Raw genomic sequence first — 23,142 nt, 5'->3', positions numbered from 1 at the left:
TCAGGGGGCTCCGCTTCCCTAAGATCGTTGCGTGGTCACCTTCCATCTCGTCCGTACGGCGCCCCTGTCCCCCGACGAGGCCTGGCGCCGGCTCACTGAGTGGTCCCGGCACGGCGACGTGGTCCCGCTGACCCGCGTCACCACGGCCACTCCCCCGCCGACGCGCGTGGGCACGGTCGTCGTGGCCCGCTCGGCATGCGGCCCGCTCGGCTTCGACGACCGGATGGAGGTCACCGTGTGGCGACCGCCGGCGGACGGCGTGCCCGGTCTGGTCCGCCTGGTCAAGCGGGGCCGGGTCGTGCTGGGCTGGGCCGAGATCGAGGTGCGCCCGGGGCCGGGCGGCCGGGCGCGGGTGATCTGGCGGGAGGAGCTGCGGCTGCGGTTCGTGCCGGGGTTCTTCGACCCGCTCGTGGGCGCCGCGGGCCGAGCGGTGTTCGGGCGCGCGCTGAACGCACTGCTCAGACGGGCGTGAGGCGGGGCGGCGCCGACGACACCTCATGGTGGATGGGCATACGTCCCCCGGTCAGCGAGGCGCCGCTGCCGCCGCGCGCGCCGGCGACGATCTCCGACGCGATCGACAGGGCCGTCTCCTCGGGTGTACGGGCGCCGAGGTCCAGGCCGATGGCGTCCACGGCGAGGGCGGCGCCGGGCCGGCGGGGCGCGCTGCCGCCGGCGGCCACCACGGTGGCCACGGCGAAGTCACGCCCCTGCTCGGCCCATTGCAGTTCCCCGGCGATGTCCAGCATCAGGCCGTGCCCGTCAGGTGCTCGGGGCGCACCGGCGTCCGGTCGAGCTCCAGGCCCGTGGCATCGCGAATCGCCGCCAGTACGGCGGGAGTCGACGACAGCGTGGGTGCCTCGCCGACGCCGCGCAACCCGTACGGGGCGTGGTGGTCGGCGAGTTCGAGCACGTCGACCGGGATGGTCGGGGTGTCGAGGATGGTGGGGATGAGGTAGTCCGTGAAGGAGGGGTTGCGGACCTTCGCGGTCTTCGGGTCGACGACGATCTCCTCCATGACGGCGATGCCCAGGCCCTGGGTCGTGCCGCCCTGGATCTGGCCCTCGACCGACAGCGGGTTGAGCGCCTTGCCGACGTCCTGGGCGCAGGCCAGCTCGATGACCTTGACCAGGCCGAGTTCGGTGTCGACCTCGACGACGGCGCGGTGCGCGGCGAAGCTGTACTGGACGTGGCCGTCGCCCTGTCCGGTGCGCCGGTCGAAGGGCTCGGTCGGCCGGTGGCGCCACTCCCGCTCCACCTCGACGGCCTCGTCGCCGAGGACGTCCACCAGGGTGGCGAGCACCTCGCCGCCGTCGGTGACCACCTTGCCGCCCTCCAGGAGCAGTTCGGCGGTGGCCCAAGCGGGGTGGTACGCACCGTACTTGCGCCGCCCGAGCTCCACCACCTTCGCGCGCACCAGCTCGCAGGCGTGCTTCACGGCGCCGCCGGTGACGTACGTCTGCCGTGAGGCCGAGGTCGAACCGGCGCTGCCCACGCGGGTGTCGGCGGGATGGATGGTCACGCGGGCCACGCCGAGCTCGGTGCGGGCGATCTGCGCGTGGACGGTGGTGCCGCCCTGGCCGACCTCCGCCATCGCCGTGTGCACGGTGGCGACGGGCTCGCCCGCGACGACCTCCATGCGGACCCTGGCGGTGGAGTAGTCGTCGAAGCCCTCGGAGAAGCCGACGTTCTTGATGCCCACCGCGTAGCCGATGCCCCGTACGACGCCTTCACCGTGCGTGGTGTTGGACAGGCCGCCGGGCAGCTGCCGTACGTCCACGCCCTCGCTGCTCTCCCACTCGCGCTCCGGCGGCAGCGGCAACGCCTTGACTCGGCGCAGGAGTTCGGCGACGGGGGCCGGGGAGTCGACGCGCTGGCCGGTCGGCATGACGCTGCCCTGCTCCATGGCGTTGAGCTGCCTGAACTCCACGGGTTCCATGCCGAGTTGCCGGGCCACCTTGTCCATCTGCGCCTCGTACGCGAAGCACGCCTGGACCGCGCCGAAGCCGCGCATGGCGCCGCAGGGCGGGTTGTTGGTGTAGAGGGCGAGGGCCTCGATGTCGACGTCGTCGACGACGTACGGGCCGACGCCCAGGGAGGCGGCGTTGCCGACGACGGCCGGGCTGGAGGAGGCGTACGCGCCGCCGTCCAGGACGATGCGGGCCTTGACGTGGGTGAGCTTGCCGTCGTTGGTCGCCCCGTGCTCGTAGACCAGCTTGGCCGGGTGGCGGTGGACATGGCCGAAGAAGGACTCGAAGCGGTTGTAGACGATCTTGACGGGCTTGCCGGTGCGCAGGGCCAGCAGGCAGGCGTGGATCTGCATCGACAGGTCCTCGCGGCCGCCGAACGCGCCGCCGACCCCGGACAGCGTCATCCGGACCTTGTCCTCGGGCAGTCCGAGCACCGGGGCGATCTGGCGCAGGTCGGCGTGCAGCCACTGGGTGGCGATGTAGAGGTGGACACCGCCGTCCTCCTCCGGCACGGCGAGCCCGGACTCCGGGCCGAGGAAGGCCTGGTCCTGCATGCCGAAGTGGTACTCGCCCCTGACGATCACGTCGGCCCGCCGCGCGGCCTCCGCCACGTCGCCGCGGACGACCGGCTGACGGTGCAGGACGTTCGGGTGCGGGACGTGGGCGGCGTGGAAGTCGGTGCGGTGCTCGTGGAGGAGGGGGGCGTCCGGGGCGGTCGCGGAGGCCTCGTCGGTGACGAGGGGCAGCTCGCGGTACTCGACCCTGATCCTGGCGGCGGCGCGGCGGGCGGTCTCGGGGTGGTCGGCGGCGACGAGGGCGACCGGTTCGCCGTGGTGACGCACCTTGCCGTGGGCCAGGACGGGGGTGTCCTGGATCTCCAGGCCGTAGTGCCTCACGTCGGCCGGCAGGTCGTCGTACGTCATGACGGCGTACACGCCGGGCGTGGCGAGGGCCTCGCTCGTGTCGATCGACACGATGGCGGCGTGGGCGACGGGCGAGCGCAGGATCTGGCCCCAGAGCATGTCCTCGTGCCACATGTCGGACGCGTACGCGAACTCGCCGGTGACCTTGAGGACGCCGTCCGGGCGGAGCGTCGACTCGCCGACGCCGCCCTTGGTCAGCGAACCCTGGGTGATCTTCGTGGGCGCACCGTTGGGCATGGTCAGACCCCCTCGGACTGCCGGGCGGCCGCCAGCCGGACCGCGTCCATGATCTTCTCGTAGCCGGTGCAGCGGCACAGGTTGCCCGACAGGGCCTCGCGGATGTCGGCGTCGGCGGGGTTCGGGGTGCGCTCCAGCAGCTCGTCGGCGGCGACCAGCAGGCCCGGGGTGCAGAAGCCGCACTGGACGGCGCCGGCGTCGATGAACGCCTGCTGGACCGGGGAGAGTTCGGCGCCCGGGCGGCTCGGTGCGGCCTCCCACCGCTGGGCCTCCTGGAGCGACGTGCCGCCGGCGCCCGTCCCGCGGGAGCGCTGCCCGGCGTACTCGGCGAGCCCCTCGACCGTGACGACCTCGCGGCCTTCGGCCTGCCCCGCGGCGACCAGGCAGGCGCACACCGGCACGCCGTCCAGGCGGACCGTGCAGGAGCCGCACTCGCCCTGCTCGCAGGCGTTCTTGGAGCCGGGCAGGCCGAGGCGCTCGCGCAGGACGTAGAGCAGGCTCTCGCCCTCCCAGACGTCGTCGGCCTCCTGCGGACGCCCGTTGACGGTGAAGTGGACGCGCATCAGGCGACTCCCTCCGAGGTGCGGCGGGTGCCGCGGTACGACTCCCAGGTCCAGGTGAGTGTCCGGCGGGCCATGACGCCGACCGCGTGGCGGCGGTAGTCCGCGGTGCCCCGGACGTCGTCGATGGGGTTGCAGGCGGCGGCGCACAGCTGCGCGAACTGCTTGAGGGCCGACGGCGGGATGGCCTTGCCGCTGTCCCAGAGGCCGCCCTCGTCGAGCGCCGCGTTCAGGAATTCCTCGGCGGCCCTGGCGCGGACGGGCGTGGGGGCGGCCGAGCCGATGCCGGTGCGGACCGTGCGGGTGCGGGGGTGCAGGGCGACGCCGAAGGCGCAGACCGCGATCACCATCGCGTTGCGGGTGCCGACCTTGGAGAACTGCTGCGGCCCGTCGGCCTTCCTGATGCGCACGGCCCGGATCAGCTCGTCGGGGGCGAGCGCGTTGCGCTTGACGCCGGTGTAGAAGTCGTCGATGGGGATCAGGCGGGTGCCGCGCACCGAAGCCGCCTCGACGTCGGCGCCGGCCGCCAGCAGGGCGGGGTGGGCGTCGCCGGCCGGGGAGGCGGTGCCGAGGTTGCCGCCGACGCTGCCGCGGTTGCGGATCTGCGGCGAGGCGACGGTGTGCGAGGCGAGGGCGAGGCCCGGCAGCTCGGTGCGGAGGTGCTCCATGATCCGGGTGTAGGGGACGGCGGCGCCGAGGCGTAGGGTGTCCCCGTCCTCCGCGGCGGCCTCCCATTCGTAGAGGTCTGCGACACGGTTGAGGTCGAGGAGGTGCGCGGGCCGGCGGTGGTCGAAGTTGATCTCGACCATCACGTCGGTGCCACCCGCGATGGGCACGGCGGTGGGGTGCTCGGCCTTCGCGGCGAGCGCCTCCTCCCAGCTGGCGGGGCGAAGGAAGTCCATGACCGGCTCTCTGCTTCGTTTCGAGGATCGTCCGGATCGAGCCGATCCGTCTGCGGCGGTCCCGGCTCGTCATGTGCTGTTTACGCGGGGCGGGGTCAGTACACAGCGCCGTACTCCGACGGGGTCAGTCACCGAAACCATGAAGGAGTTGGCTGGCCAGGGCGGGCATCTTGTAGATTCGTATGAACGGAGGTCATCGGAAACCCCTCCGTTTTCGCGTGGAAACACAGGAAACAGCCTGGCCATCGAAGCGTGCGGCTCACGTCCCGGTCGTCGGGTCACTCCCGCGGCTCCCACCAGGATTCATCGTAGATTTCGAGACAAAGAACGGCGGCGACGAGAATGCGGCTGCGCGCACTGCTGGACACCGACGCGCTGGGCCTGCGGCTGCTCGGCGGCGAGGACGAGCTGGACCGGACCGTGCAGGGCGTGATGACCACCGACCTGCGGGACCCCAGCCGATATCTCTCGGGCGGTGAGCTCGTCCTGACGGGTCTGGCCTGGCGGCGCGACGCCGCGGACTCCGAGCGGTTCGTGCAGATCCTGGTGCAGAACGGGGTGGTGGCGCTCGCGGCCGGCGAGGCCGAGCTGGCCGGCGTACCGGACGACCTCGTGGTGGCCTGCGCCCGGCACCGGCTGCCGCTGTTCGCGGTGGACGAGTCGGTGGCGTTCGCGGCGATCACCGAGCACGTCGTACGGCAGGTGTCCGGCGAGCGGGCCGGGGACCTCGCCGCCGTGGTCGAGCGGCACCGCCGGATGATGACCTCCGGCCCGGCGGGCGGCGGCCCGGACGTGGTCCTGGACCTCCTCGGCTCCGACCTGGACCTGCGGGCCTGGGTGCTCTCCCCCACCGGCCGCCTGATAGCGGGCACCAAGGTCGCGGGCCCGGGGCTGCCCGCCGAGACCTGCGCCCGGCTGGCCGCCGAGCAGTTGGCGGCCACTCGCACCGGCCGGCCCGGGCCGCATCGCACGGTGGTGGACGGGACGACGTACTCGCTCTTCCCGATACGCGGCGGCCGCACCCCGCAGGACGCCCGGGAAGCCCGCGAGACGCTGCTGGCGGACTGGCTGCTGGCCGTCGAGGCGGACGCCGGGGAATGGCCGGAGGAGCGGCTGGACCTGCTCCAGGGCGTCACCCAGCTGATCGCGGTGGAGCGGGACCGGCGGGAGGCGGCGCGCACGGTGCGGCGACGGCTCGCGCAGGAGATCCTCGAACTGGTGCAGGCGGCCGCGCCGCCGGCCGAGATCGCCGCGCGCCTGCGCGTCGCGGCTCCGGTGCTGCTGCCCGGGCTCGGTGCCGCCCCGCACTGGCAGATGGTCGTGGCACGCGTCGAGGGGGAGGACGCCAAGGGCGAGGGCGGTGCCGCGACCGTCCAGTCGCTGCTGGAGGAGATCCTGGCCGACCCCCTCGCCACCGGGCCCGAGCCGGCCGACCGCGTCGCCGTGGCCCACCTCGGGGACGAGGCCGTGGCGCTGGTGCCACTCCCGGCCGTCTCGGCCGTCTCCGCCGAGCACGACGGATCGGAGACCGGGATCCTCGCCGACGCGCTCCTGGAGTCCGTACGGGCCCCGCTGTCGGCCGGGCTCAGCGACGACGGGCGGGTCACGATCGGCGTCAGCGCGGCCGTGCACTCGGCGGAGGGACTGCGCGGCGCCCTGGAGGAGGCGCGGCACGCCCGGCGCGTCGCGGCCGCGCGCCCCGGCCGGGTGAGCGCGGCCGGCCACCAGGAGCTGGCCTCGCACGTGTTGCTGCTCCCGTTCGTGCCGGACGACGTCCGCCGCGCCTTCACCGCCCGTCTGCTGGACCCGCTGCGCGACTACGACCGCCGCCACCGCGCCGAACTCATCCCGACGCTGGAGGCGTTCCTGGACAGCGACGGCTCCTGGACCCGCTGCGCCACCCGCCTCCACCTGCACGTGAACACGCTGCGCTATCGGGTGGGCCGCATCGAGCAGTTGACGGGCCGAGACCTGTCGCGCCTGGAGGACAAGCTCGACTTCTTCCTTGCGCTGCGCATGAGTTGAGGTCACGGGGGCCTCCCGGGCCCGCCTCCCCGCCCCACGACTTTGTGAAATCCTTCACCCAGCCCCTTGGCCCCACCCGGTGATCGGTGCTGGAATGCCGCCACCACTCAACAGCTCGACGGCGCGCTCGGGGAGGGCAACGTGGCGCATTCCGCCATGTCTGGAAACGGAACGACCACCAGTGACGATCCGCTCCAGACCGCGGTATGGCGGCTGCGCTCGCGGGCCTGCTGGGTCGACGCGGCCACCCTGCTCCGGCCGGACACCGCGGCGGCCGCCCTGCAGCGGGTCACCCTGCTGACCGAGCGGTGCCTGTACACCGAGCGCGGCTGGGAGGACGCCGAGGACGCGCTGCGTACGGCCGAGGCGCTGGCGCGGAGCGACGAGGAGCGGGGCGCGGCCGCCTGTGAACGCGGTCAGCTCGCGTACGCCGCCACGCTGCACGGGGTGCGGGACCGGGCGGACGAGGCGAGGGCGGCGCTGGGCCGGGCGGCGGCGCTGATTGCGCCGGGCGCGCCGGGCCGGGCCCTGCTGGACTTCCGCCGCGGCCTGCTAGCCCAGAACCTGGCCCACTCCCCCCAGGCGGCCCGCGCCGCGTACCGCCGCGCCCACGCGGGTGCGGCCGCCAACGCGGACCCGCTGCTGCTGTCCTTCACCTGGCGCCATCTCGCCGGACTCTCCCTGCGGGACGGCGAGTTGGCCGAGGCCCGGCACGGCTTCGCCGAATCCCTGCGCATCCGGGAGGAGTTGGGCTACTTGGTGGGCACGGCCCCCGCCCTGGTCTCCCTGGCCGACGCGGAGTCGGAGCCGGCGGCGTCCCGGCTGCGGGAGGAGGCCCGGCGCCTGTTCAAGCTCCTCGGGGGCGTACCGACGTGGCTGGCCGCCCAGTTGGCCCCTCCGGCGACGGGGGCGGCCGCGGAGGCGGCCACGGCATAGGGCCCGAGACACAGGAGCCGAGGCGCCGGGCCCGAGAAGCATGGGCCCGAGGCTCAGGGGCCCGAACGCCCGCGGCGGACGGGCGGGTTACGCCGACCCGGCGAAGTGTTCCGCCACCAGCGACTGCACCACGTCCAGGTCGCCGGCGATCAGCGCCTCCAGCAGGGCCGTGTGCTCCGCCGCGTCCGCGACGAGGTCGGCGCGTGCCTGGCGCACCGGGCTGTCGACCAGAGGCCACTGGGACCGCCGGTGCAGGTCCTCGGCGATGCGGACCAGCTGCGCGTTGCCGGAGAGAGCCAGCACCGCGTGATGGAAGGCGCGGTCGCGCTCGGCGTACGTCGCCCGGCAGCCGCTGGACGCGGCGCGCACGGTCTCCTCGGCGACGGGCCACAGCTCGGCCCACCGCTCGGCGGGCACCGTACGGGCCAGCCGCAGCATGACCGGCACCTCGATCAGTGCCCGGATCTCGGCCAGTTCGGCCAGCTCCCGCGCGCCCCGCTCGACCACCCGGAACCCGCGGTTCGGCGCGACCTCGACCGCGCCTTCCAGCGCGAGCTGCTGCATGGCCTCCCGTACGGGCGTCGCGGACACCCCGAACCGCTCGCCGAGGGCCGGCGCCGAGTAGACCTCACCGGGCCGCAGTTCGCCCGCCACCAGCGCGGTGCGCAGGGCGGTCAGGATCTGCCCGCGCACCGACGAGCGCTGGACGACGGGACGCGGCCGCGGAATCGGCCGCTCGCTGTGGGTGTGCTCGCCGCGGACCTCCTGCGGGGCGGCGCCCCGCTCCCGGTCGGCGCGCACGGCGCCGCGGGCACCGACGGCGTCCGCCGCGTCCGCGGGCCGCGGCTGCACCGGAACCCGGGGCCTCCCCGCCGAAAACTCCGGGACCCCGGTCGTCCCCGCGTCCCCCGTCTCGGCGGAGCCGTGCGCGTCACGCTTCACGGGATTCCTCCTCCAGGGTTGCCGGTACGTCGGTACTTGGGGTCATTACGGCGGGTTGCCACCTGCGCGTCAAGCACCTTAGGCGCAGGAGGCGACAGTTCAAACTCCGATCAGGACAGGTAAGGTAAGGCTTACTTATCTCGCTCCGCCCGCGCTCACTGATCGGTGGTTCCGCATGCCCGCTGCCGCCTCGGCCCTCTCCGCCGCGTACTCCCGCCTCACGGAGGCCTACCCCGGACTGACCGTCGCGGAGCGGGGGCCCGCGGACCCGGCACCCCGGGGCGGCGGCTGGGTCGGCGCGACCGCGCTCGCGGAGGGCGGAGCGGACCTGGACGCCTTCCTGGCCTGGGACGAGGCACAGGTGCGCCGGGACTACGGGCAGCGGGCCCGCCCGGACGTCGTGGCGAGCTTCGGCCTGCGCCGCTACGCCTGGCCGGCCTGCCTGCTGATCACGGTCCCGTGGTTCCTGCACCGCCGGGTGCCCCGCCTCCCCGTGACCCACGTCTCGTACGACCGCGGCGCCGGCCGCATGGCGGTCCGTGCCGCGTCCTTCGCCTGCCTCCCGGGCGACCCGGCGGCCGCGCTGCCCGGCGCGGTCGTCGTGCCCGACGAGGAGGCGCTGCGGGCACGGGTGCGGGCCTCGGTCGCCGAGCATCTGGAGCCGGTGCTCGCCGCGTTCGGACCGCGGATGCGGCGGCGCGGGCGGGCGCTGTGGGGCATGGCCACCGACGAGCTCGTCGAGGGGCTCTGGTACGTCGCCCAGCTGCTCGGTGAGCCGGAGCGGGCGCGGGCCGTGCGCGAACTGGAGCTGCTGCTGCCGGGGGCGACCACGCCGTACGTCGGCTCCGCCGCCTTCCGCGTGCTGACGGGACCCGAAGCGAGCGTCCCCCAAGCCCTCGACTCCGCTCGAGCAGGGGGTGCCCCCATCCTCACCCGGGACCGGGCGAGCTGCTGCATGTTCTACACCGTGCGGCCGCAGGACACCTGCGTCACCTGCCCGCGCACCTGCGACGCGGACCGCATCAGCAAGCTCACCGCCCCGGCCGCCGCCTGAGGGACTGCCGGGACCGCACGGAACCACCCGTGCAGATGGCCTTATTCGAACGCAACTCCCTTCTCTCAAGCGGTAGTTCGAGTGAAACACGCCGCCGGTCGACCCCTTGCACCTCCTTGGCGGCGTCTTGCCCCGAAACCCCCTGAGGGCCGACGGGTCTGGGCCACCATGACGGGCGTCACGCCCTACCCCCAAGGCAAGGGACCCCCCTGATGAGACTGACCGACATATCGCTGAACTGGCTCCTTCCGGGCGCCGTGCTGCTCCTGGGCATGCTGGCGGCGGTCGCGGTGCTCACGCGCGGCAAGCGCTCCTCCGGGGACGGCGCGAGCGCGGACGACTCGTGGGAGCGCAGCGAGGAACGGCGCAGGCGCAAGGAGGCCGTCTACGGCACCGCCTCCTACGTGCTGCTGTTCTGCTGCGCGGCGGTGGCCGCCGCCCTGTCCTTCCACGGCCTGGTCGGCTTCGGCGAGCAGAACCTCGGGCTCGGCGGCGGCTGGGAGTACCTGGTGCCGTTCGGCCTGGACGGTGCGGCCATGTTCTGTTCCGTGCTCGCCGTGCGCGAGGCCAGCCACGGTGACGCGGCCCTCGGCTCGCGGATCCTCGTGTGGACGTTCGCGGGCGCCGCGGCCTGGTTCAACTGGGTGCACGCGCCCCGGGGCATCGGCCACGACGGCGCGCCACAGTTCTTCTCCGGCATGTCCCTGTCGGCGGCCGTGCTCTTCGACCGGGCGCTCAAGCAGACCCGCAGGGCCGCCCTGCGCGAGCAGGGTCTGGTCCCGCGTCCGCTGCCGCAGATCCGTATCGTGCGCTGGCTGCGGGCTCCTCGGGAGACCTACAGGGCCTGGTCGCTGATGCTCCTGGAGGGCGTGCGCAGTCTGGACGAGGCGGTCGAGGAGGTGCGCGACGACAAGCGGCAGAAGGACGAGACCCGGCTGCGGCGGCGCGAGCAGCACCGGGTCGAGCGGGCCCGGCTGAAGGCGATCAGCCGGGGCCACCGCGGGTTCGCCGGCCGCGTCGGCGGACGGCAGTCGGAGGCGCAGGCGACACTGGAGCGGGCCTCCGCCCAGGCCGCCGCGGAGCCTGTCCTACCCGCGGCGGAGCAACTGCCCGTACGCACCAGGCCCTCCCTGCAGCCGGTCCGGGGCGGAGCCGATCCGATCACGGTCGACCTGACGGCGGAGGACGACACGGCGGCGCTGCCGCGGCTCGACTCCCTGGAGCGCAAACTCAAGGACCTGGAGCAGCAGTTCGGCTAGGGCAGTGCCTGGCGGGGCGCGGCCTGCGGGCTCGCGCCCCGTCCCGTCTCAGGCAGCCTCCGCGTCGAGTTCGAACCACACCGACTTGCCCACCCCGTGCACCCGTACGCCCCAGTCGTCCGCCAGGGACTGCACCAGGACCAGGCCCCGGCCGTGGGTGCCGTCGTCGGTGTTCGGTGCGCGCAGCCGCGGTCTTCGGGCCACGAAGTCCCGTACCTCCACGCGCAGTCCACGCGGTCCGACCACGGCCGTGAGGACGGCGTCCTGGTCGGTGTGGACGAGCGCGTTGGTGACGAGTTCGCTGGTGAGCAGTTCCGCCACCTCGGAGCGGCCCGGTTTCCCCCAGTGCCGCAGGAGTTCACGCAGTGCCCTGCGCGCCTCGGGCACCTCGCGCAGGTCGGTCCGCCCCAGCCTGCGCCTCAGTCGAGGTGCCGGTGCCCGATCCGTGACGTTGTCGGTCTCTTCCTCCGCTGTCTTCACCGAGGTGGCCCCGCCGTCCACGGGACCGCCCCCTCGTGCATGCCTCGTCATGACCCCCGCCCGCACGCTCTTGCCGGTATCCCTCACGGTCGAACGCGTTCACCGGAATCCATGCCCGTTCCGGCCCGCGCCAGTCATGGCGTGCCGTCGATGTCCAGGGTTCGGCGAAGCTGACCGGAATTCGCCCCCACCGCACGGCGATTCGGTGGCCGGAGGCCCATGCCTGCTATGGGCGCGGCACGTTGCGCAGGTTGGAGCGGGCCATCTGGAGCATGCGGCCGACCCCGCCCTCCAGCACCATCTTGGACGCGGACAGCGCGAAGCCGGTGACCATCTCGGCGCTGATCTTCGGCGGAATGGACAGGGCGTTGGGGTCGGTGACGACGTCGACCAGGGCGGGCCCCTTGTGCCGGAAGGCGTCCTTCAGCGCGCCGGCGAGCTGCTTGGGCTTCTCGACCCGCACACCGTAGGCACCGCAGGCGCGGGCCACGGCGGCGAAGTCGGGGTTGACGTTCGTCGTGCCGTACGAGGGCAGGCCCGCGACGAGCATCTCCAACTCGACCATGCCGAGGGAGGAGTTGTTGAACAGGACGATCTTCACGGGCAGGTCGTACTGCACCAGGGTCAGGAAGTCGCCCATCAGCATGGCGAATCCGCCGTCGCCGGACATCGACACGACCTGCCGCCCGCGGTCGGTGAACTGCGCCCCGATCGCCATGGGCAGCGCGTTCGCCATCGAGCCGTGCGAGAACGAACCGATGACGCGGCGGCGGCCGTTGGGTGAGATGTAGCGGGCGGCCCAGACATTGCACATCCCCGTGTCGACCGTGAACACGGCGTCGTCGTCGGCGACTTCGTCGAGGACGGAGGCCACATATTCGGGATGGATGGGCACATGCTTCTCGACCTTCCGCGTGTACGCCTTCACCACCCCCTCCAGCGCGTCCGCGTGCTTCTTCAGCATCCGGTCCAGGAACCGCCGGTTCCCCTTGGCCTTCACGCGCGGGATGAGGCAGCGCAGTGTCTCGCGCACGTCGCCCCACACGGCCAGGTCGAGGCGGGAGCGGCGCCCGAGGACCTCCGGCCGCACGTCGACCTGGGCGATCTGCACGTCGTCGGGCAGGAAGGCGTTGTACGGGAAGTCGGTGCCGAGCAGGATCAGCAGGTCGCACTCGTGGGTGGCCTCGTAGGCGGCGCCGTAGCCGAGCAGACCGCTCATGCCGACGTCGTACGGGTTGTCGTACTGGATCCACTCCTTGCCGCGCAGGGCGTGCCCCACGGGCGACTTGATCTTCTCGGCGAACTCCATGACCTCGGCGTGCGCGCCCGCGGTGCCGCTGCCGCAGAACAGGGTGATCTTGTCGGCCGCGTCGATCATCCGGACCAGCTCGTCGATCTCGGTGTCGCCGGGGCGCACGGTCGGCCGCGAGGTGACGAGGGCGGACTGGGCGGGCTCGTCCGGGGCCGGCTCGGAGGCGACGTCACCGGGCAGTGCCACCACGCTCACGCCGCTCTGCCCGACCGCGTGCTGGATGGCGGTCTGCAGCAGGCGCGGCATCTGCTTCGGGTTGGAGATGAGCTCGCTGTAGTGACTGCACTCGCGGAACAGCTGGTCGGGGTGGGTCTCCTGGAAGTAGCTCAGTCCGATCTCGCTGGACGGGATCTGCGAGGCGAGGGCGAGCACGGGCGCCATGGAGCGATGGGCGTCGTACAGGCCGTTGATGAGGTGGAGGTTGCCGGGACCGCAGGAGCCGGCGCAGGCGGCCAACTTCCCGGTGATCTGGGCCTCGGCCCCGGCCGCGAAGGCGGCGGTCTCCTCGTGCCGTACGTGGATCCAGTCGATGGCGGCGTTGCGACGCACCGCGTCGACGACCGGGTTGAGGCTGTCGCCGACGACGCCGTACAAGCGGCGTACACCGGCGCGGACGAGGATGTCGACGAACTGCTCGGCGACGTTCTGTTTGGCCATGACGCGCGCGTGCCCCTTCGGTCTGCAGTCGGTCTCCTGTCGGGTGCCCGGGGAGGATTCCATGAATTCACAGGGGCCGGGATTACGCCTCCCAAACGGCCGCCGCCGTGCGGTCGTCGGCGTATCCCTTCACCCGCACCTGGGTGTCCACGAGGAACGCGGCCAGCCCGGGCGGGGGGCCCTCGGACCAGCGCCGGGCGAGGTGGGCGCAGAGGTCGGGCTCGCCGCGCAGGGGGTCGGCCAGCCCCTCGCTGCACATCAGCAGGGCGTCACCCGGGCGGGCTATGGAGGCGCGGAAGCGGAAGGGTCCGCGGGGCGGTTCAGGGGCCGGTTCGGCAGGTTCGGCCGGTTCATAGGGGCTCGGAGGCGTGGGGATGCCGAGGTCCATGGTGAGCCGGTCGCCGTCGGGGGTCTCGGCCGGCAGCGCGCCGAATCCGACGACGGGCTCCTCGATGGTGTCGGCGGCACCGGCGCGCGGTTCGATGTCGCGCCACGCGCCGTCCCGCAGCCGGAACAGCCCGCCCCCGCCGACGCCGAAGAACACGCGCGTACGGCACTGGGGATGGGCGGGCAGCAGCAGACAGCGGAGGCCGGCGGCGTACTCGTGCGGGTCGACGCCCTGCTCGGCGGCGTCGGCGCGGAGCTTGCCGAGGCTGCGGTCGGTGAGCCGGTGCAGCCCGGCCTTCAGGTCAGCGCGCCGGGCGGCCCGGATGTCCTCGGCGAGCCGGGCATGGCTGCGCCCCACGGACTGCCCGATCCGCCGGCATGCCTCGGCCGCCGCCCGGTGCGCGCCCGGCGTGGCCCGCGCTCCGGTCGCCATCGCGACCAGCACCAGCGCCTGCTCCCCCGTCCCGAACCGGGCGACCAGCAGCGCGTCGCGCCGCGGCTCCCCCCGGTACCGCGCGGAGTCGCCCCGCGCGGACACGGCCCGCAGGGTGCACCCCCCGTACCGGGCCCCGTCCAGCACCGTGTCCGCGACCGGATCGCCGAGGCCGTCCGGGTCGGCGGGCGGAAGCGCGGTGGGTTCGGGGTCGTAGGTGGGCGGGCCGGAGCCGACGTAGCCGGGAAGGGGCGAGCGGGGCGGTAACGGGGGCGCGGAGGAGACAGGGGTGGGGGCGGCTCGCTGTGCGGGGATCTCGGTGCGGGGTGGGGGCGGTGCGGGGTCCGGCTCCGGCTTTCGCCCTGCCTCCGGCTCGGGCGCCGGCTCGGGCTCCGGGAGGAGCGCGCCGGGCTCGTCGCCGGGCGGTGGTGAGGCCACCGCGCCCGCCGCCGAGGCGTACCGGTCGTCCAGGGAATCGGCCGCGGCCGTGGACCCGGCGTCCTCGGTGGAGTCGTCGTACAGCTGACCCCACCAGTCGTCCTCGCGTCGGGTGGGCCTACCCCCCTGCTGGCTCATGCCTCTGATTGTCCACCGCACGGGCCGGATGAAAACGGGGCATCCCGAAAATCGGGGGACGCGCGGAACAGCCGTACGAGCCAAGGGGATACGGAGCGGCGGTACGGCGGGAGGCAGCCGGACGGTTCTCCCCCCGTGGAAGAACCGTCCGGCCGTACGACGACCGCGGTGGTCGTGGTGATCCCGGTGTGGCCCCGGTGATCACTGCGGCCGCGGTGACGACACCTTGGCAGAGTGGCGGGTGGAACGGGGATGATGTGCCGAGGCGGGTTTACGCCGTGGCCGATCTCCGCCACGGCCGTGCCCGGGGCCGGGGCTTCGGGGAGGGACGTGGGCTGATGCTGGCAGCGATAGGGCTCGACGAGACGCACGAGACGGCGTACCGGGCACTGGTGTCCGTCGGCGCCGCCGACGTTCCCGATCTCGCGCGGCGACTGTCCCTGGCCGAGCACGACACCGAGCGTGCCCTGCGCCGGCTCGAACGGCACGGGCTCGCCGCCCAGTCCTCGGCCCGCCCGGGCCGCTGGGTCGCGGCGCCCCCCGGCGTGGCCTTGGGCGCGCTGCTCACCCAGCAGCGGCACGAGCTGGAGAAGGCGGAGCTGGCGGCGGCGCTGCTCGCCGAGGAGTACCGCTCGGCGGCGGTCGAACCGGCGGGGCACGACCTGGTCGAGGTGGTGACCGGCGCTGCCGCGATCGCCCAGCGCTTCCTCCAGCTGCAGCTCGGCGCGAGCGACGAGGTGTGCGCGCTGGTCACCGGCAACCCGCTGGCCGTCTCCGCCACCGAGAACGACGCGGCCGAGGAGCAGGCGGCCGGGCGCGGGGTACGTTACCGCGTGGTGGTCGAGCGGCACGTGCTGGACCTGCCGGACGGGATCACCGGGGTGACGGTGGCGCTCGGCCGGCAGGAGCAGGTGCGGGTGGCGGACCGGGTCCCGACCAAGCTGGTCGTGGCCGACCGTTCGCTGGCCATGGTGCCGCTCACCTCGCGGACCGCCGAGCCGACCGCGCTGGTGGTGCACGCCAGCGGCCTGCTGGAGCTGCTGTCCGGCCTGTTCGAGTCGGTGTGGCGGGACGCGTTGCCGCTCAGGCTCGGGACGTCCGGCGTCGTCGAGGGGCAGCCGGACGGTCCGGACGGCACCGATCTGGAGGTCCTGTCGCTGCTGCTGGCCGGGATGACGGACACGAGCGTGGCCAAGCAGCTCGACCTGGGCCTGCGCACCGTACAGCGCCGGGTGAAGCGGCTGATGGAGCTGACCGGGGTGACGACGCGGCTGCAGCTGGGCTGGCACGCGTACGAGCGGGGCTGGATCTCGCGGGCCGCCCTGCCCGCGTCCTACGGCCCGACCGGCGCATGATCTGCGCGTTCTCCCCCGCTCCGGCACCCTGAGCAGATGGGAGTGTGGGAACTCCTGCTGGTCGGCCTCGTCATCGTGCTCGGCCTGTGCGGAGTGCTTGTTCCCGGGGTGCCGGGGTCGTGGCTGGTGTGGGCCGCGGTCCTGTGGTGGGCGCTCCAGGATCCGCGGCCGCTGGCCTGGGCCGTTCTGGTGGGGGCCACCGTGGTCCTGTTCCTGTCCCAGGTGGTGCGCTGGGCGCTGCCACCTCGGAAACTGCGCGCGAGCGGCGCCACGCCCCAGTTGGGGGCGTACGCGGGAGTCGGGGCGTTCCTCGGTTTCTTCCTGGTCCCGGTGGTGGGCGCGATCCCCGGCTTCATGGCCGGGATCTACCTCCACGAGCGCCTGCGCCTCGGCCGCCACGGCGAGGCCATGGCCGCGCTGCGCACGACGATGCGCTCCGGCGGGTCGAGCGTGCTGACGGAGCTGTTCACCTGCCTGCTGATCATGGGGGCGTGGCTGGGCGCGGTGATCTGGGGCTGATGGTTCACCGCACGGTGGACAGGTCGACGCTCCCGGCCAGGGCCCGCATGCCCGCGTCGTTGAAGTGGAGGTGGTCGCCGGGGTCGTAGGCGGCCCGGATCCATTCGGGCCGGAGCGGGTCGCGCACGACGGCGTCGAAGTCGGCGACGGCGTCGAAGACTCGGCCGCCGCGGATGAAGGCGTTGACCCGCTGCCGTAGGTCCTCGCCGGCCGGTGTGAAGGCGGAACACCCGGCGTACGGCGTGATGGTGGCCCCGACGACCTTGATCCCGCGGGCGTGCGCGCGGGCCACGATCGTGCGGTACGCCGCCTCGTAGGCGCGGACGTCGGTCGCCTGCGGGGTGCCCTTGATGTCGTTGATGCCCTCGAAGACGATCAGCGTGCGCACCCCGGCCCGTGACAGGGCGTCGGCGTCCAGACGGGACAGGGCGTTCGGCCCGGTGCCGTCGACGAGGAGGCGGTTGCCGTTGATCCCGGCGTTGAGGACGCCCAGCCCGCGGCTGCGCAGGCGGTCGGCGAGCCGGTCGGGCCAGCGGTGGTTGGCGTCGCGGGTGGAGCCGGCGCCGTCGGTGAGGGAGTCGCCGACGGCGACGACGCTGCCGACGGCGGCCGGGCCGCCGACGTCGACGCCGGTGACGTAGTACCAGTGGCCGGTGGTGACGGTGTAGGCGCCGCCGCCCTCGTCGTCGGCGGCCGGCCCGCCGCCCCGCAGGGCCACATAGCTGGTCTGCAGGGCCGCCCGGTGGTACGTCGCGGGGCCGGAGTCGGTGGGTGTGTGGACGGTGACGAGCAGGTCGGCGGCGGCCGGTACGGCCAGCCGCACGGGGTCGCTGACCAGGTCGCGGCCCGCCGGGACGACCGCCGTCGGCGCGCCCCCGAAGGTGGCGGTGCGCATCGAGCCGGGTACGGCGTCCGGCCCGGCCGCCCGCCGCAGGGCCACCGTGACCGCGCCGAGCGTCAGCGGCCCGGTGCCGAACCGGTTGCTGAGGCGCACCCGAAGAACGCGCCCGCCGGCGCTGATGTGCACGACGTTGCGGATGGCGGCGCCGGGAAGCGCGGGGGCGGTCCCGGAGGGGGCGGCCTCCCAGGTGCCGGTCCAGGCGGAGAGGGGCGCGGTGGCGGACGGGGGCGCGATCGCGGACCGAGGCGCACTGTCCCGTGCTGATGTGGCTTCGACCTGGTGTCCGGCCGTGGCCGTGCCGAACGGCAACAGGAGGAGTGCCGCGAGGAAACGCCCGGCCTTGACCATGCGCGCGTCCGCCCTTCCGGATGGCCCACAGAATGGACCACAGGAGGCGACGGTGACACACGCGCGGGCCTTCGGCAAAAGATCACCGTGGGTGACAAACGCCAGTACATTCGCACGCCGGACGACGCCGAAGGAGGTCTTGTTCGCCGGTTACCCGGCCAGCGCCCCTTCCAGCGTGAGCAGCCGTACCTTGCGCTCGAGGCCGCCCGCGTAGCCGGTCAGGGAGCCGTTCGCACCGATCACCCGGTGGCAGGGGCGGACGATCAGCAGCGGGTTGGCGCCGATCGCGCCGCCGACGGCCCGCACGGCGACGCCGGAGGCGCCGATGCGCGCGGCGATCTCGCCGTACGTCGTGGTCGCCCCGTAGGGGACGGAGTCGAGGGCGGCCCAGACCCGCTCCCGGAACTCGGTGCCGTTCGTCCTCAACCCCAGCCGGAATTCCTTGAGTTCCCCGGCGAAGTAGGCGGCGAGCTGCCCCTCGGCCGCCCGGAAGGGCCCGCGGTCCTGCCGCCAGTCGTCCCGCACCGTACGCCCGCCCTTCTGCCCGGGCACGGAAAGCGAGGTCAGCGCTCCGTCCGGGTCGGCGGTGAGGAGGAGGGGGCCGAGGGGCCCGTCGACGGTCGTCCAGTACGTCAGCTCGGTCACCTCAGTCGGTTCGGTGGTCATGATGACTCCAACTCCCCTTCCACATCGTCCCTGTCATCCGCATCGCCCACATCAAGGTGCCCTACGGCATACGATCGCCACGGCCGCAATCGGTCCGGTACATCCCGCATGTACGCACCCGGCGGAACCACGTCCGGATCGCCCAGCGCGCGGGTGCGGATCGTCGCCACGACGGCCGGGGTCATGCCGGGCAGGGCGAGCAGGGCCGCCTCGGCGTCGTCCCGGTCGGCGCCCGGGTCGAGCCGTACGGTGCCGTCGGCGAGCACGGCGGACAGCGCGCCCAGGGTGCCGTGCGGCTCGGCCTCCGCGAGCACGGCGGCCTCGGGGAACAGGTGGGTGAGGCCGCCCGTGGGGGCGTCCAGCGTCTTGCCGTACCGCAGCACGAGCCGCTCGGCCTCCCGGCTGCCCACGAGGGAGCGCACCGCGAGCTCCGCGGGGTCGACGGTGCCGGGCGAGCGCAGTCCCGGCCGGGCGGCGACCAGCGGGGCGAACCGCGGGTCGGCGCCGAGCCGCTCGTCGACGGCGTACGGGTCGGCGTCGAGGTCGAACAGCCGGCGCAGCCGCTGCACGGCGGTGGTGAGGTCCCGCGGGTCGGTGAGCCGCAGCCGGGCGTCGAGCCAGCCGCCGGGATGCGCGGTGCGCCCCGCTCGGCTCGCCGCCCCGGTCCGCTCCTCGACGGCGACGGTCCCGGTGCCGTACGGCAGCCGCAGCGTGCGCCGGTAGGTGCGGCGCCCACTCGCGCCGGTCACCTCCTCGACCCCGCTCACGGCCTCGCGCTCCAGCAGGTCGAAGACGGCGCCGGACCGGTAGGGCCCCCGGTGGGCGAGCCGGAGCGGGATGCCCGCGCCCGGGGCGGCGGGGTGGACGCCGCGCGCTCGCCCGGGCGCGGTGGCACGCACCTCGCTCGGTGTCGCGGCGTACACGGCCCGGATCGTGTCGTTGAACTGCCGCACGCTGGCGAACCCGGACGCGAACGCGATCTCCGTGACCGGCATGCCGGTCGTCTGCAGCAGCACGCGTGCGGTGTGCGCCCGCTGCGCCCGGGCGAGCGCGACGGGGCCTGCGCCGAGCTCGGCGGTGAGCTGTCGCTGGACCTGCCGCGCGCTGTATCCGAGCCGCGCGGCGAGCCCGGCGACGCCCTCCCGGTCGACCACGCCGTCACCGATCAGGCGCATGGCCCGGCCGACGACGTCCGCCCGGACGTTCCAGTCCGCGGAGCCGGGCACGGCGTCCGGGCGGCACCGGCGGCACGCCCGGAAGCCGGAGCCCTGCGCGGCGGCGGCCGTGGCGAAGAACCGTACGTTCCGCCGCTTCGGCGTCACCGCCGGGCAGCTCGGCCGGCAGTAGATCCCGGTGGTCTCGACGGCGAAGAAGAAATCCCCGTCGAACCGGGCGTCCCGGCTCCGCACGGCCTCGTACCTGGTGTCTTCGTCCATCACGCCCTCCAGTGTGGGCGACGGCCGAAGGTGGGGCTGGCGGAAATCAGACATGGCGCTACCGCGCGGCGGCTTCACCGGACCGGGACACACGAACCCCACGAGGCCGGAGTCAGCGCACGCGCCCCCTCTTCACCTCCATCGCCGCCTTGCCCTCGGCGCCCCTCCGCTTCCACTCCTTGCGGAGTTCGGCCCTGACACGCTGGTCGGTCTTGGCGACGATCCACTGGTTCTCGCGCATGAGCTTGCGGTAGCTCTCCAGCCGCCGCACGGACAGCGCTCCCGACTCGACGGCGCCCAGCACCGCGCACCCGGGCTCGCTCTCGTGGGCGCAGTCGTGGAAGCGGCACTCCCGCCCCAGTTCCTCGATCTCGGAGAACACCTGGCCGACGCCCGTCTCGGCGTCCCAGAGGCCCACGCCGCGCAGTCCCGGCGTGTCGATCAGCACGCCTCCGCCCGGCAGGGCGAGCAGGTTGCGCGTGGTGGTCGTGTGGCGTCCCTTGCCGTCGACGTCCCGCGCGGCGTGGACCTCCATCACGTCCTCCCCGTGGAGCGCGTTGGCAAGCGTCGACTTGCCCGCGCCGGACTGCCCGAGCAGCACGGACGTACGCCCGCCGACCAGCGCGAGGAGGACGTCGAGCCCGCCCCCGTGCACGGCACTGACGCCCAGCACCGGCACCCCGGGCGCCGTGGCCTCCACGTCCTGCACGAGGTGCGCCAGCGTCACCGCGTCCGGCACGAGATCGGCCTTGGTGAGCACGACCACGGGCTGCGCACCGGACTCCCAGGCCAGGGCCAGGAAGCGCTCGACGCGTCCGAGGTCGACCTCGACGGCCAGGGACACCGCGACGATCGCGTGGTCGACGTTGGCCGCGAGGATCTGCCCCTCGGACCGCTTGGAGGAGGTCGACCGCACGAAGGCGGTACGACGGGGCAGCAACGTCCGCACGTATCGCGGATCAGCGCCCTCCGGGTCGACAGCGACCCAGTCCCCCGTACACACGACCTTCATCGGATCGCGGGGGACGACGAACTCGGTGTCGGCACGGACAGTGCCGGCAGGGGTGACGACGTCGCACAGGCCACGGTCGACACGCACGACACGGCCGGGCAGGAAGCCCTGCTCGGCGTAGGGAGCGAACTCCGACTCCCAACCCTCGTCCCAGCCGTACGGCACGAGCGGATGCGAGGAGGACGACGAGCCCATGGAAGAAGAGAAAGACAAGGGGTGACCCTTCGAAGGGTGGCCCCGGCACACGCGCGTCGGCGCGGGAAGGAAAGGTCAGCCGGAAGCCACGGAGGTGAAATGGATGAGCGTCCGGATGCGTGCAGCACCCACCACAGAGACAGCCATCAGTCACACCTCCTCGACAACGCTGAACTACCGCGACAACTCGACAGGCTGCCGCGCGAACACAGACGACCCTAGAAGCAACGGGGACCGGACGCCAACGAATTACTCCCCCACTCGGCAGCGCCGACTTGCCGATCTTGCGGATGGAACTCTGCAGCCCTCAGAGCTGCTCGCCCGCCCCGGGTCGTGGACCGGCCGGGGCGTCGATGACGCGCGAGCCGCATCAACATCGGCGCCATGAGACCTCCGGACGTCCGCCGGGGACAGGTCCGAGCAGGCGGCATCCGCGCGTGCGCGGGGACCAAGCATCCCGGCCGGCAGAGGCTGCCGACTTCTCGAGCGCAACGACTCCCCGGACTGCCGAAGCGGTCCGGGGGTTCGATCAAGGCGGAGGATGCGAGATTCGAACTCTTGAGGGATTGCGCCCCACACGCCTTCCGACTGTGCTGGTGGGGTGCTGGGTTGTGTGCAGAGGCGTTCACCTGCGTCCGTGGGCGGCTTGCCTACGGGAAGGGCCCGGCACACGGTCTCGGCTGAACGACAGTGCACGGGGCCGCATGAGACGGGGACTGGAGACGGCCGCGCTCCTCACCGCAGCACCGGTGACGGTCCGCGGCCGGCTGTCGAGACCACGACACTCGTGGGAGCTAAGTTGTCTTCGGCTGCGCGGCACGCATGCCCGAGGCGGGCCCCTGTACGTCCTTGGGCAGGAAGGTCTTGTCTTCCCCGAAGTCCGGGGCCTGGAAGGGGTTTGTCGCCGGAGGTGGCGATGCTGCAGTGGCACAGCGGGTTTGCCCTTCCAGGGCAGAGAACAGCAACGTCAGATCGATGAGAGGTCTCGCTTTCGTTACAGGTCCCTGAAGGGGCCTGGCGTGCCGTGACCGGGCACAGCGGTCCTACAGCTTGGTCATCTTGGAGTACGGGCTCAAGATCCGCATCTTCTCCGAGCCGAAATCCACGAGCGCTGCGATTCCGTCCTCGATGCCGATCACCCGGCCGAGGCCGTACACGTCGTGTGTGATCTGGTCGCCCACGGCGAACTGCTTGGGAGCAGGTGTGACCGGGGCCTTGAAGGGGCTGGTGGGCAAATGTCGCTTCGGTGCAGCAGGCTTTGTCATCGCCCCCAGTATGCGCTTATGAAATGCTCTGGTGGCCGCCTCGCTGATCGTCGGACTCCGCTCCAGCGAGAGCTGAACCTGTCGACCGGTCGACAGACGGGCGGGGTCGGGCGGCTCGACCTCGTAGGAGGCCGAACCGCCGTACCCTTTGTGGTGTCTATGGCGTCATATAGCAGGCGCCGAATACTGGAGGCAATACCTCGTGCTGATTGCTCAGCGTCCGTCACTGACCGAAGAGGTCGTCGACGAGTTTCGTTCCCGGTTCGTGATCGAGCCGCTGGAGCCGGGTTTCGGCTACACCCTCGGCAACTCTCTCCGCCGCACCCTCCTGTCGTCGATCCCCGGCGCTGCTGTCACCAGCATCCGCATCGACGGTGTCCTGCACGAGTTCACCACCGTGCCGGGCGTCAAGGAGGACATCACCGACCTGATCCTCAACATCAAGCAGCTGGTCGTCTCCTCGGAGCACGACGAGCCGGTCGTGATGTACCTGCGCAAGCAGGGCCCGGGTCTGGTCACCGCCGCCGACATCGCGCCCCCGGCCGGTGTCGAGGTGTACAACCCCGACCTCGTCCTCGCCACGCTCAACGGCAAGGGCAAGCTGGAGATGGAGCTGACCGTCGAGCGCGGTCGCGGCTACGTCTCCGCCGTGCAGAACAAGCAGCTGGGCCAGGAGATCGGCCGTATCCCGGTCGACTCGATCTACAGCCCGGTGCTGAAGGTCACGTACAAGGTCGAGGCCACGCGTGTCGAGCAGCGCACCGACTTCGACAAGCTGATCGTCGACGTCGAGAC

The 23,142-nt window shown here is 73.0% G+C and carries 20 protein-coding genes and 2 pseudogenes; 8 read left to right on the top strand and 14 right to left on the bottom strand.

Going from position 1 to position 23,142, the window contains the following annotated elements; translation table 11 throughout:
* Positions 1–31: 31 nt before the first annotated feature.
* The gene (locus ABZ910_RS00110) at positions 32–472 is read left to right on the top strand and encodes an SRPBCC family protein (protein WP_361356696.1); all 441 of its coding nucleotides are present in this window, start codon (positions 32–34) and stop codon (positions 470–472) included.
* On the opposite strand, the pseudogene ABZ910_RS00105 reads toward ABZ910_RS00110, so the two are convergent.
* The 5 genes and pseudogenes from ABZ910_RS00105 to ABZ910_RS00085 form a co-directional block, all read right to left on the bottom strand.
* Positions 459–623 (bottom strand): annotated as a pseudogene (locus tag ABZ910_RS00105) (XdhC/CoxI family protein); the annotation flags it as partial. The gene ABZ910_RS00110 and the pseudogene ABZ910_RS00105 sit on opposite strands and share 14 nt — an antisense overlap.
* Before the next feature lie 6 nt (positions 624–629).
* Positions 630–746: pseudogene (locus ABZ910_RS00100) on the bottom strand (XdhC family protein); the annotation flags it as partial.
* Positions 746–3,127, bottom strand: coding sequence for a molybdopterin cofactor-binding domain-containing protein (locus tag ABZ910_RS00095; protein WP_361356693.1), 2,382 nt, complete (start codon positions 3,125–3,127; stop codon positions 746–748). The gene ABZ910_RS00095 and the pseudogene ABZ910_RS00100, both read right to left, overlap by 1 nt.
* 2 nt (positions 3,128–3,129) lie before the next feature.
* On the bottom strand, positions 3,130–3,690 hold the full coding sequence (locus ABZ910_RS00090) for a (2Fe-2S)-binding protein (protein WP_361356690.1): 561 nt from the start codon (positions 3,688–3,690) through the stop codon (positions 3,130–3,132).
* Positions 3,690–4,589, bottom strand: coding sequence for a xanthine dehydrogenase family protein subunit M (locus ABZ910_RS00085; RefSeq protein WP_361356689.1), 900 nt, complete (start codon positions 4,587–4,589; stop codon positions 3,690–3,692). The genes ABZ910_RS00090 and ABZ910_RS00085 overlap by 1 nt, the downstream gene beginning before the upstream one ends.
* Before the next feature lie 342 nt (positions 4,590–4,931).
* Between ABZ910_RS00085 and ABZ910_RS00080 the strand changes: the two genes are divergently transcribed.
* Positions 4,932–6,614 carry a PucR family transcriptional regulator ligand-binding domain-containing protein gene (locus tag ABZ910_RS00080; RefSeq protein ID WP_361356687.1) on the top strand — a complete coding sequence of 561 codons (1,683 nt, stop codon included), beginning with the start codon at positions 4,932–4,934 and terminating at the stop codon, positions 6,612–6,614.
* A 141-nt stretch (positions 6,615–6,755) separates the two neighbouring features.
* Entirely contained in the window at positions 6,756–7,550 is a 795-nt protein-coding gene (locus tag ABZ910_RS00075) for a hypothetical protein (protein ID WP_361356684.1), read from the top strand.
* An 87-nt stretch (positions 7,551–7,637) separates the two neighbouring features.
* On the opposite strand, the gene ABZ910_RS00070 is transcribed toward ABZ910_RS00075, so the two are convergent.
* Positions 7,638–8,402, bottom strand: coding sequence for a GntR family transcriptional regulator (locus ABZ910_RS00070; RefSeq protein ID WP_361358053.1), 765 nt, complete (start codon positions 8,400–8,402; stop codon positions 7,638–7,640).
* Positions 8,403–8,667: 265 nt separating this feature from the next.
* On the opposite strand from ABZ910_RS00070, the gene ABZ910_RS00065 reads away from it, so the two are divergent.
* Positions 8,668–9,546 (top strand): (2Fe-2S)-binding protein, encoded by an 879-nt coding sequence (locus ABZ910_RS00065; protein WP_361356681.1) that lies wholly within the window; start codon positions 8,668–8,670, stop codon positions 9,544–9,546.
* 212 nt (positions 9,547–9,758) lie between these two features.
* On the top strand, positions 9,759–10,805 hold the full coding sequence (locus ABZ910_RS00060) for a DUF2637 domain-containing protein (protein WP_361356678.1): 1,047 nt from the start codon (positions 9,759–9,761) through the stop codon (positions 10,803–10,805).
* Positions 10,806–10,853: 48 nt separating this feature from the next.
* On the opposite strand, the gene ABZ910_RS00055 is transcribed toward ABZ910_RS00060, so the two are convergent.
* From ABZ910_RS00055 to ABZ910_RS00045, 3 genes are all read right to left on the bottom strand, one after another.
* Positions 10,854–11,306, bottom strand: coding sequence for an ATP-binding protein (locus ABZ910_RS00055; RefSeq protein WP_361356675.1), 453 nt, complete (start codon positions 11,304–11,306; stop codon positions 10,854–10,856).
* Between the two features lie 205 nt (positions 11,307–11,511).
* A complete protein-coding gene (locus ABZ910_RS00050) occupies positions 11,512–13,254 on the bottom strand; it encodes a pyruvate dehydrogenase (protein ID WP_361356672.1) in 1,743 nt (580 codons plus the stop codon).
* An 82-nt stretch (positions 13,255–13,336) separates the two neighbouring features.
* Positions 13,337–14,650 carry a protein phosphatase 2C domain-containing protein gene (locus ABZ910_RS00045; RefSeq protein ID WP_361356669.1) on the bottom strand — a complete coding sequence of 438 codons (1,314 nt, stop codon included), beginning with the start codon at positions 14,648–14,650 and terminating at the stop codon, positions 13,337–13,339.
* Positions 14,651–14,988: 338 nt separating this feature from the next.
* Between ABZ910_RS00045 and ABZ910_RS00040 the strand changes: the two genes are divergently transcribed.
* Positions 14,989–16,005 (top strand): helix-turn-helix transcriptional regulator, encoded by a 1,017-nt coding sequence (locus tag ABZ910_RS00040; RefSeq protein ID WP_361356666.1) that lies wholly within the window; start codon positions 14,989–14,991, stop codon positions 16,003–16,005.
* Between the two features lie 36 nt (positions 16,006–16,041).
* Positions 16,042–16,524 carry a DUF456 domain-containing protein gene (locus ABZ910_RS00035; protein WP_361356663.1) on the top strand — a complete coding sequence of 161 codons (483 nt, stop codon included), beginning with the start codon at positions 16,042–16,044 and terminating at the stop codon, positions 16,522–16,524.
* A gap of 4 nt (positions 16,525–16,528) precedes the next feature.
* Here ABZ910_RS00035 and ABZ910_RS00030 read toward each other — a convergent pair whose 3' ends face one another.
* The 5 genes from ABZ910_RS00030 to ABZ910_RS00010 all read right to left on the bottom strand — a co-directional run bounded on the left by ABZ910_RS00030 (position 16,529) and on the right by ABZ910_RS00010 (position 22,347).
* Positions 16,529–17,773, bottom strand: coding sequence for an SGNH/GDSL hydrolase family protein (locus ABZ910_RS00030; protein ID WP_361356660.1), 1,245 nt, complete (start codon positions 17,771–17,773; stop codon positions 16,529–16,531).
* Positions 17,774–17,923: 150 nt separating this feature from the next.
* Positions 17,924–18,439: a methylated-DNA--[protein]-cysteine S-methyltransferase gene (locus ABZ910_RS00025; RefSeq protein WP_361356657.1), complete on the bottom strand. Its 516-nt coding sequence runs from the start codon at positions 18,437–18,439 to the stop codon at positions 17,924–17,926.
* Positions 18,436–19,875, bottom strand: coding sequence for an AlkA N-terminal domain-containing protein (locus tag ABZ910_RS00020; protein ID WP_361358052.1), 1,440 nt, complete (start codon positions 19,873–19,875; stop codon positions 18,436–18,438). The genes ABZ910_RS00025 and ABZ910_RS00020 overlap by 4 nt, the downstream gene beginning before the upstream one ends.
* 112 nt (positions 19,876–19,987) lie before the next feature.
* Entirely contained in the window at positions 19,988–21,082 is a 1,095-nt protein-coding gene (rsgA, locus tag ABZ910_RS00015) for a ribosome small subunit-dependent GTPase A (RefSeq protein WP_361358049.1), read from the bottom strand.
* Positions 21,083–22,125: 1,043 nt separating this feature from the next.
* Positions 22,126–22,347 carry a hypothetical protein gene (locus tag ABZ910_RS00010; RefSeq protein ID WP_361356655.1) on the bottom strand — a complete coding sequence of 74 codons (222 nt, stop codon included), beginning with the start codon at positions 22,345–22,347 and terminating at the stop codon, positions 22,126–22,128.
* A gap of 202 nt (positions 22,348–22,549) precedes the next feature.
* On the opposite strand from ABZ910_RS00010, the gene rpoA reads away from it, so the two are divergent.
* Positions 22,550–23,142: DNA-directed RNA polymerase subunit alpha (gene rpoA, locus ABZ910_RS00005; protein WP_361356652.1), on the top strand; the 593-nt coding region annotated here is incomplete at its 3' end.

Origin of the sequence: Streptomyces sp. NPDC046805 (assembly GCF_040645355.1) — a bacterium.
In the GTDB taxonomy this organism is placed as follows: Bacteria; Actinomycetota; Actinomycetes; order Streptomycetales; family Streptomycetaceae; genus Streptomyces.
This window is presented reverse-complemented; position numbering and strand designations above follow the sequence as displayed.

What these genes read in the sequence shown, in the direction of transcription:
- ABZ910_RS00095 (WP_361356693.1), bottom strand. Translation starts at nt 3,127, where the DNA reads ATGCCCAACGGTGCGCCCACGAAGATCACCCAGGGTTCGCTGACCAAG.
- ABZ910_RS00080 (WP_361356687.1), top strand. Translation starts at nt 4,932, where the DNA reads ATGCGGCTGCGCGCACTGCTGGACACCGACGCGCTGGGCCTGCGGCTG.
- ABZ910_RS00040 (WP_361356666.1), top strand. Translation starts at nt 14,989, where the DNA reads ATGCTGGCAGCGATAGGGCTCGACGAGACGCACGAGACGGCGTACCGG.
- ABZ910_RS00020 (WP_361358052.1), bottom strand. Translation starts at nt 19,875, where the DNA reads ATGGACGAAGACACCAGGTACGAGGCCGTGCGGAGCCGGGACGCCCGG.
- ABZ910_RS00030 (WP_361356660.1), bottom strand. Translation starts at nt 17,773, where the DNA reads ATGGTCAAGGCCGGGCGTTTCCTCGCGGCACTCCTCCTGTTGCCGTTC.
- ABZ910_RS00060 (WP_361356678.1), top strand. Translation starts at nt 9,759, where the DNA reads ATGAGACTGACCGACATATCGCTGAACTGGCTCCTTCCGGGCGCCGTG.
- ABZ910_RS00090 (WP_361356690.1), bottom strand. Translation starts at nt 3,690, where the DNA reads ATGCGCGTCCACTTCACCGTCAACGGGCGTCCGCAGGAGGCCGACGAC.
- ABZ910_RS00065 (WP_361356681.1), top strand. Translation starts at nt 8,668, where the DNA reads ATGCCCGCTGCCGCCTCGGCCCTCTCCGCCGCGTACTCCCGCCTCACG.
- rsgA (WP_361358049.1), bottom strand. Translation starts at nt 21,082, where the DNA reads ATGGGCTCGTCGTCCTCCTCGCATCCGCTCGTGCCGTACGGCTGGGAC.
- ABZ910_RS00050 (WP_361356672.1), bottom strand. Translation starts at nt 13,254, where the DNA reads ATGGCCAAACAGAACGTCGCCGAGCAGTTCGTCGACATCCTCGTCCGC.
- ABZ910_RS00025 (WP_361356657.1), bottom strand. Translation starts at nt 18,439, where the DNA reads ATGACCACCGAACCGACTGAGGTGACCGAGCTGACGTACTGGACGACC.
- ABZ910_RS00085 (WP_361356689.1), bottom strand. Translation starts at nt 4,589, where the DNA reads ATGGACTTCCTTCGCCCCGCCAGCTGGGAGGAGGCGCTCGCCGCGAAG.
- ABZ910_RS00035 (WP_361356663.1), top strand. Translation starts at nt 16,042, where the DNA reads ATGGGAGTGTGGGAACTCCTGCTGGTCGGCCTCGTCATCGTGCTCGGC.
- ABZ910_RS00010 (WP_361356655.1), bottom strand. Translation starts at nt 22,347, where the DNA reads ATGACAAAGCCTGCTGCACCGAAGCGACATTTGCCCACCAGCCCCTTC.
- ABZ910_RS00045 (WP_361356669.1), bottom strand. Translation starts at nt 14,650, where the DNA reads ATGAGCCAGCAGGGGGGTAGGCCCACCCGACGCGAGGACGACTGGTGG.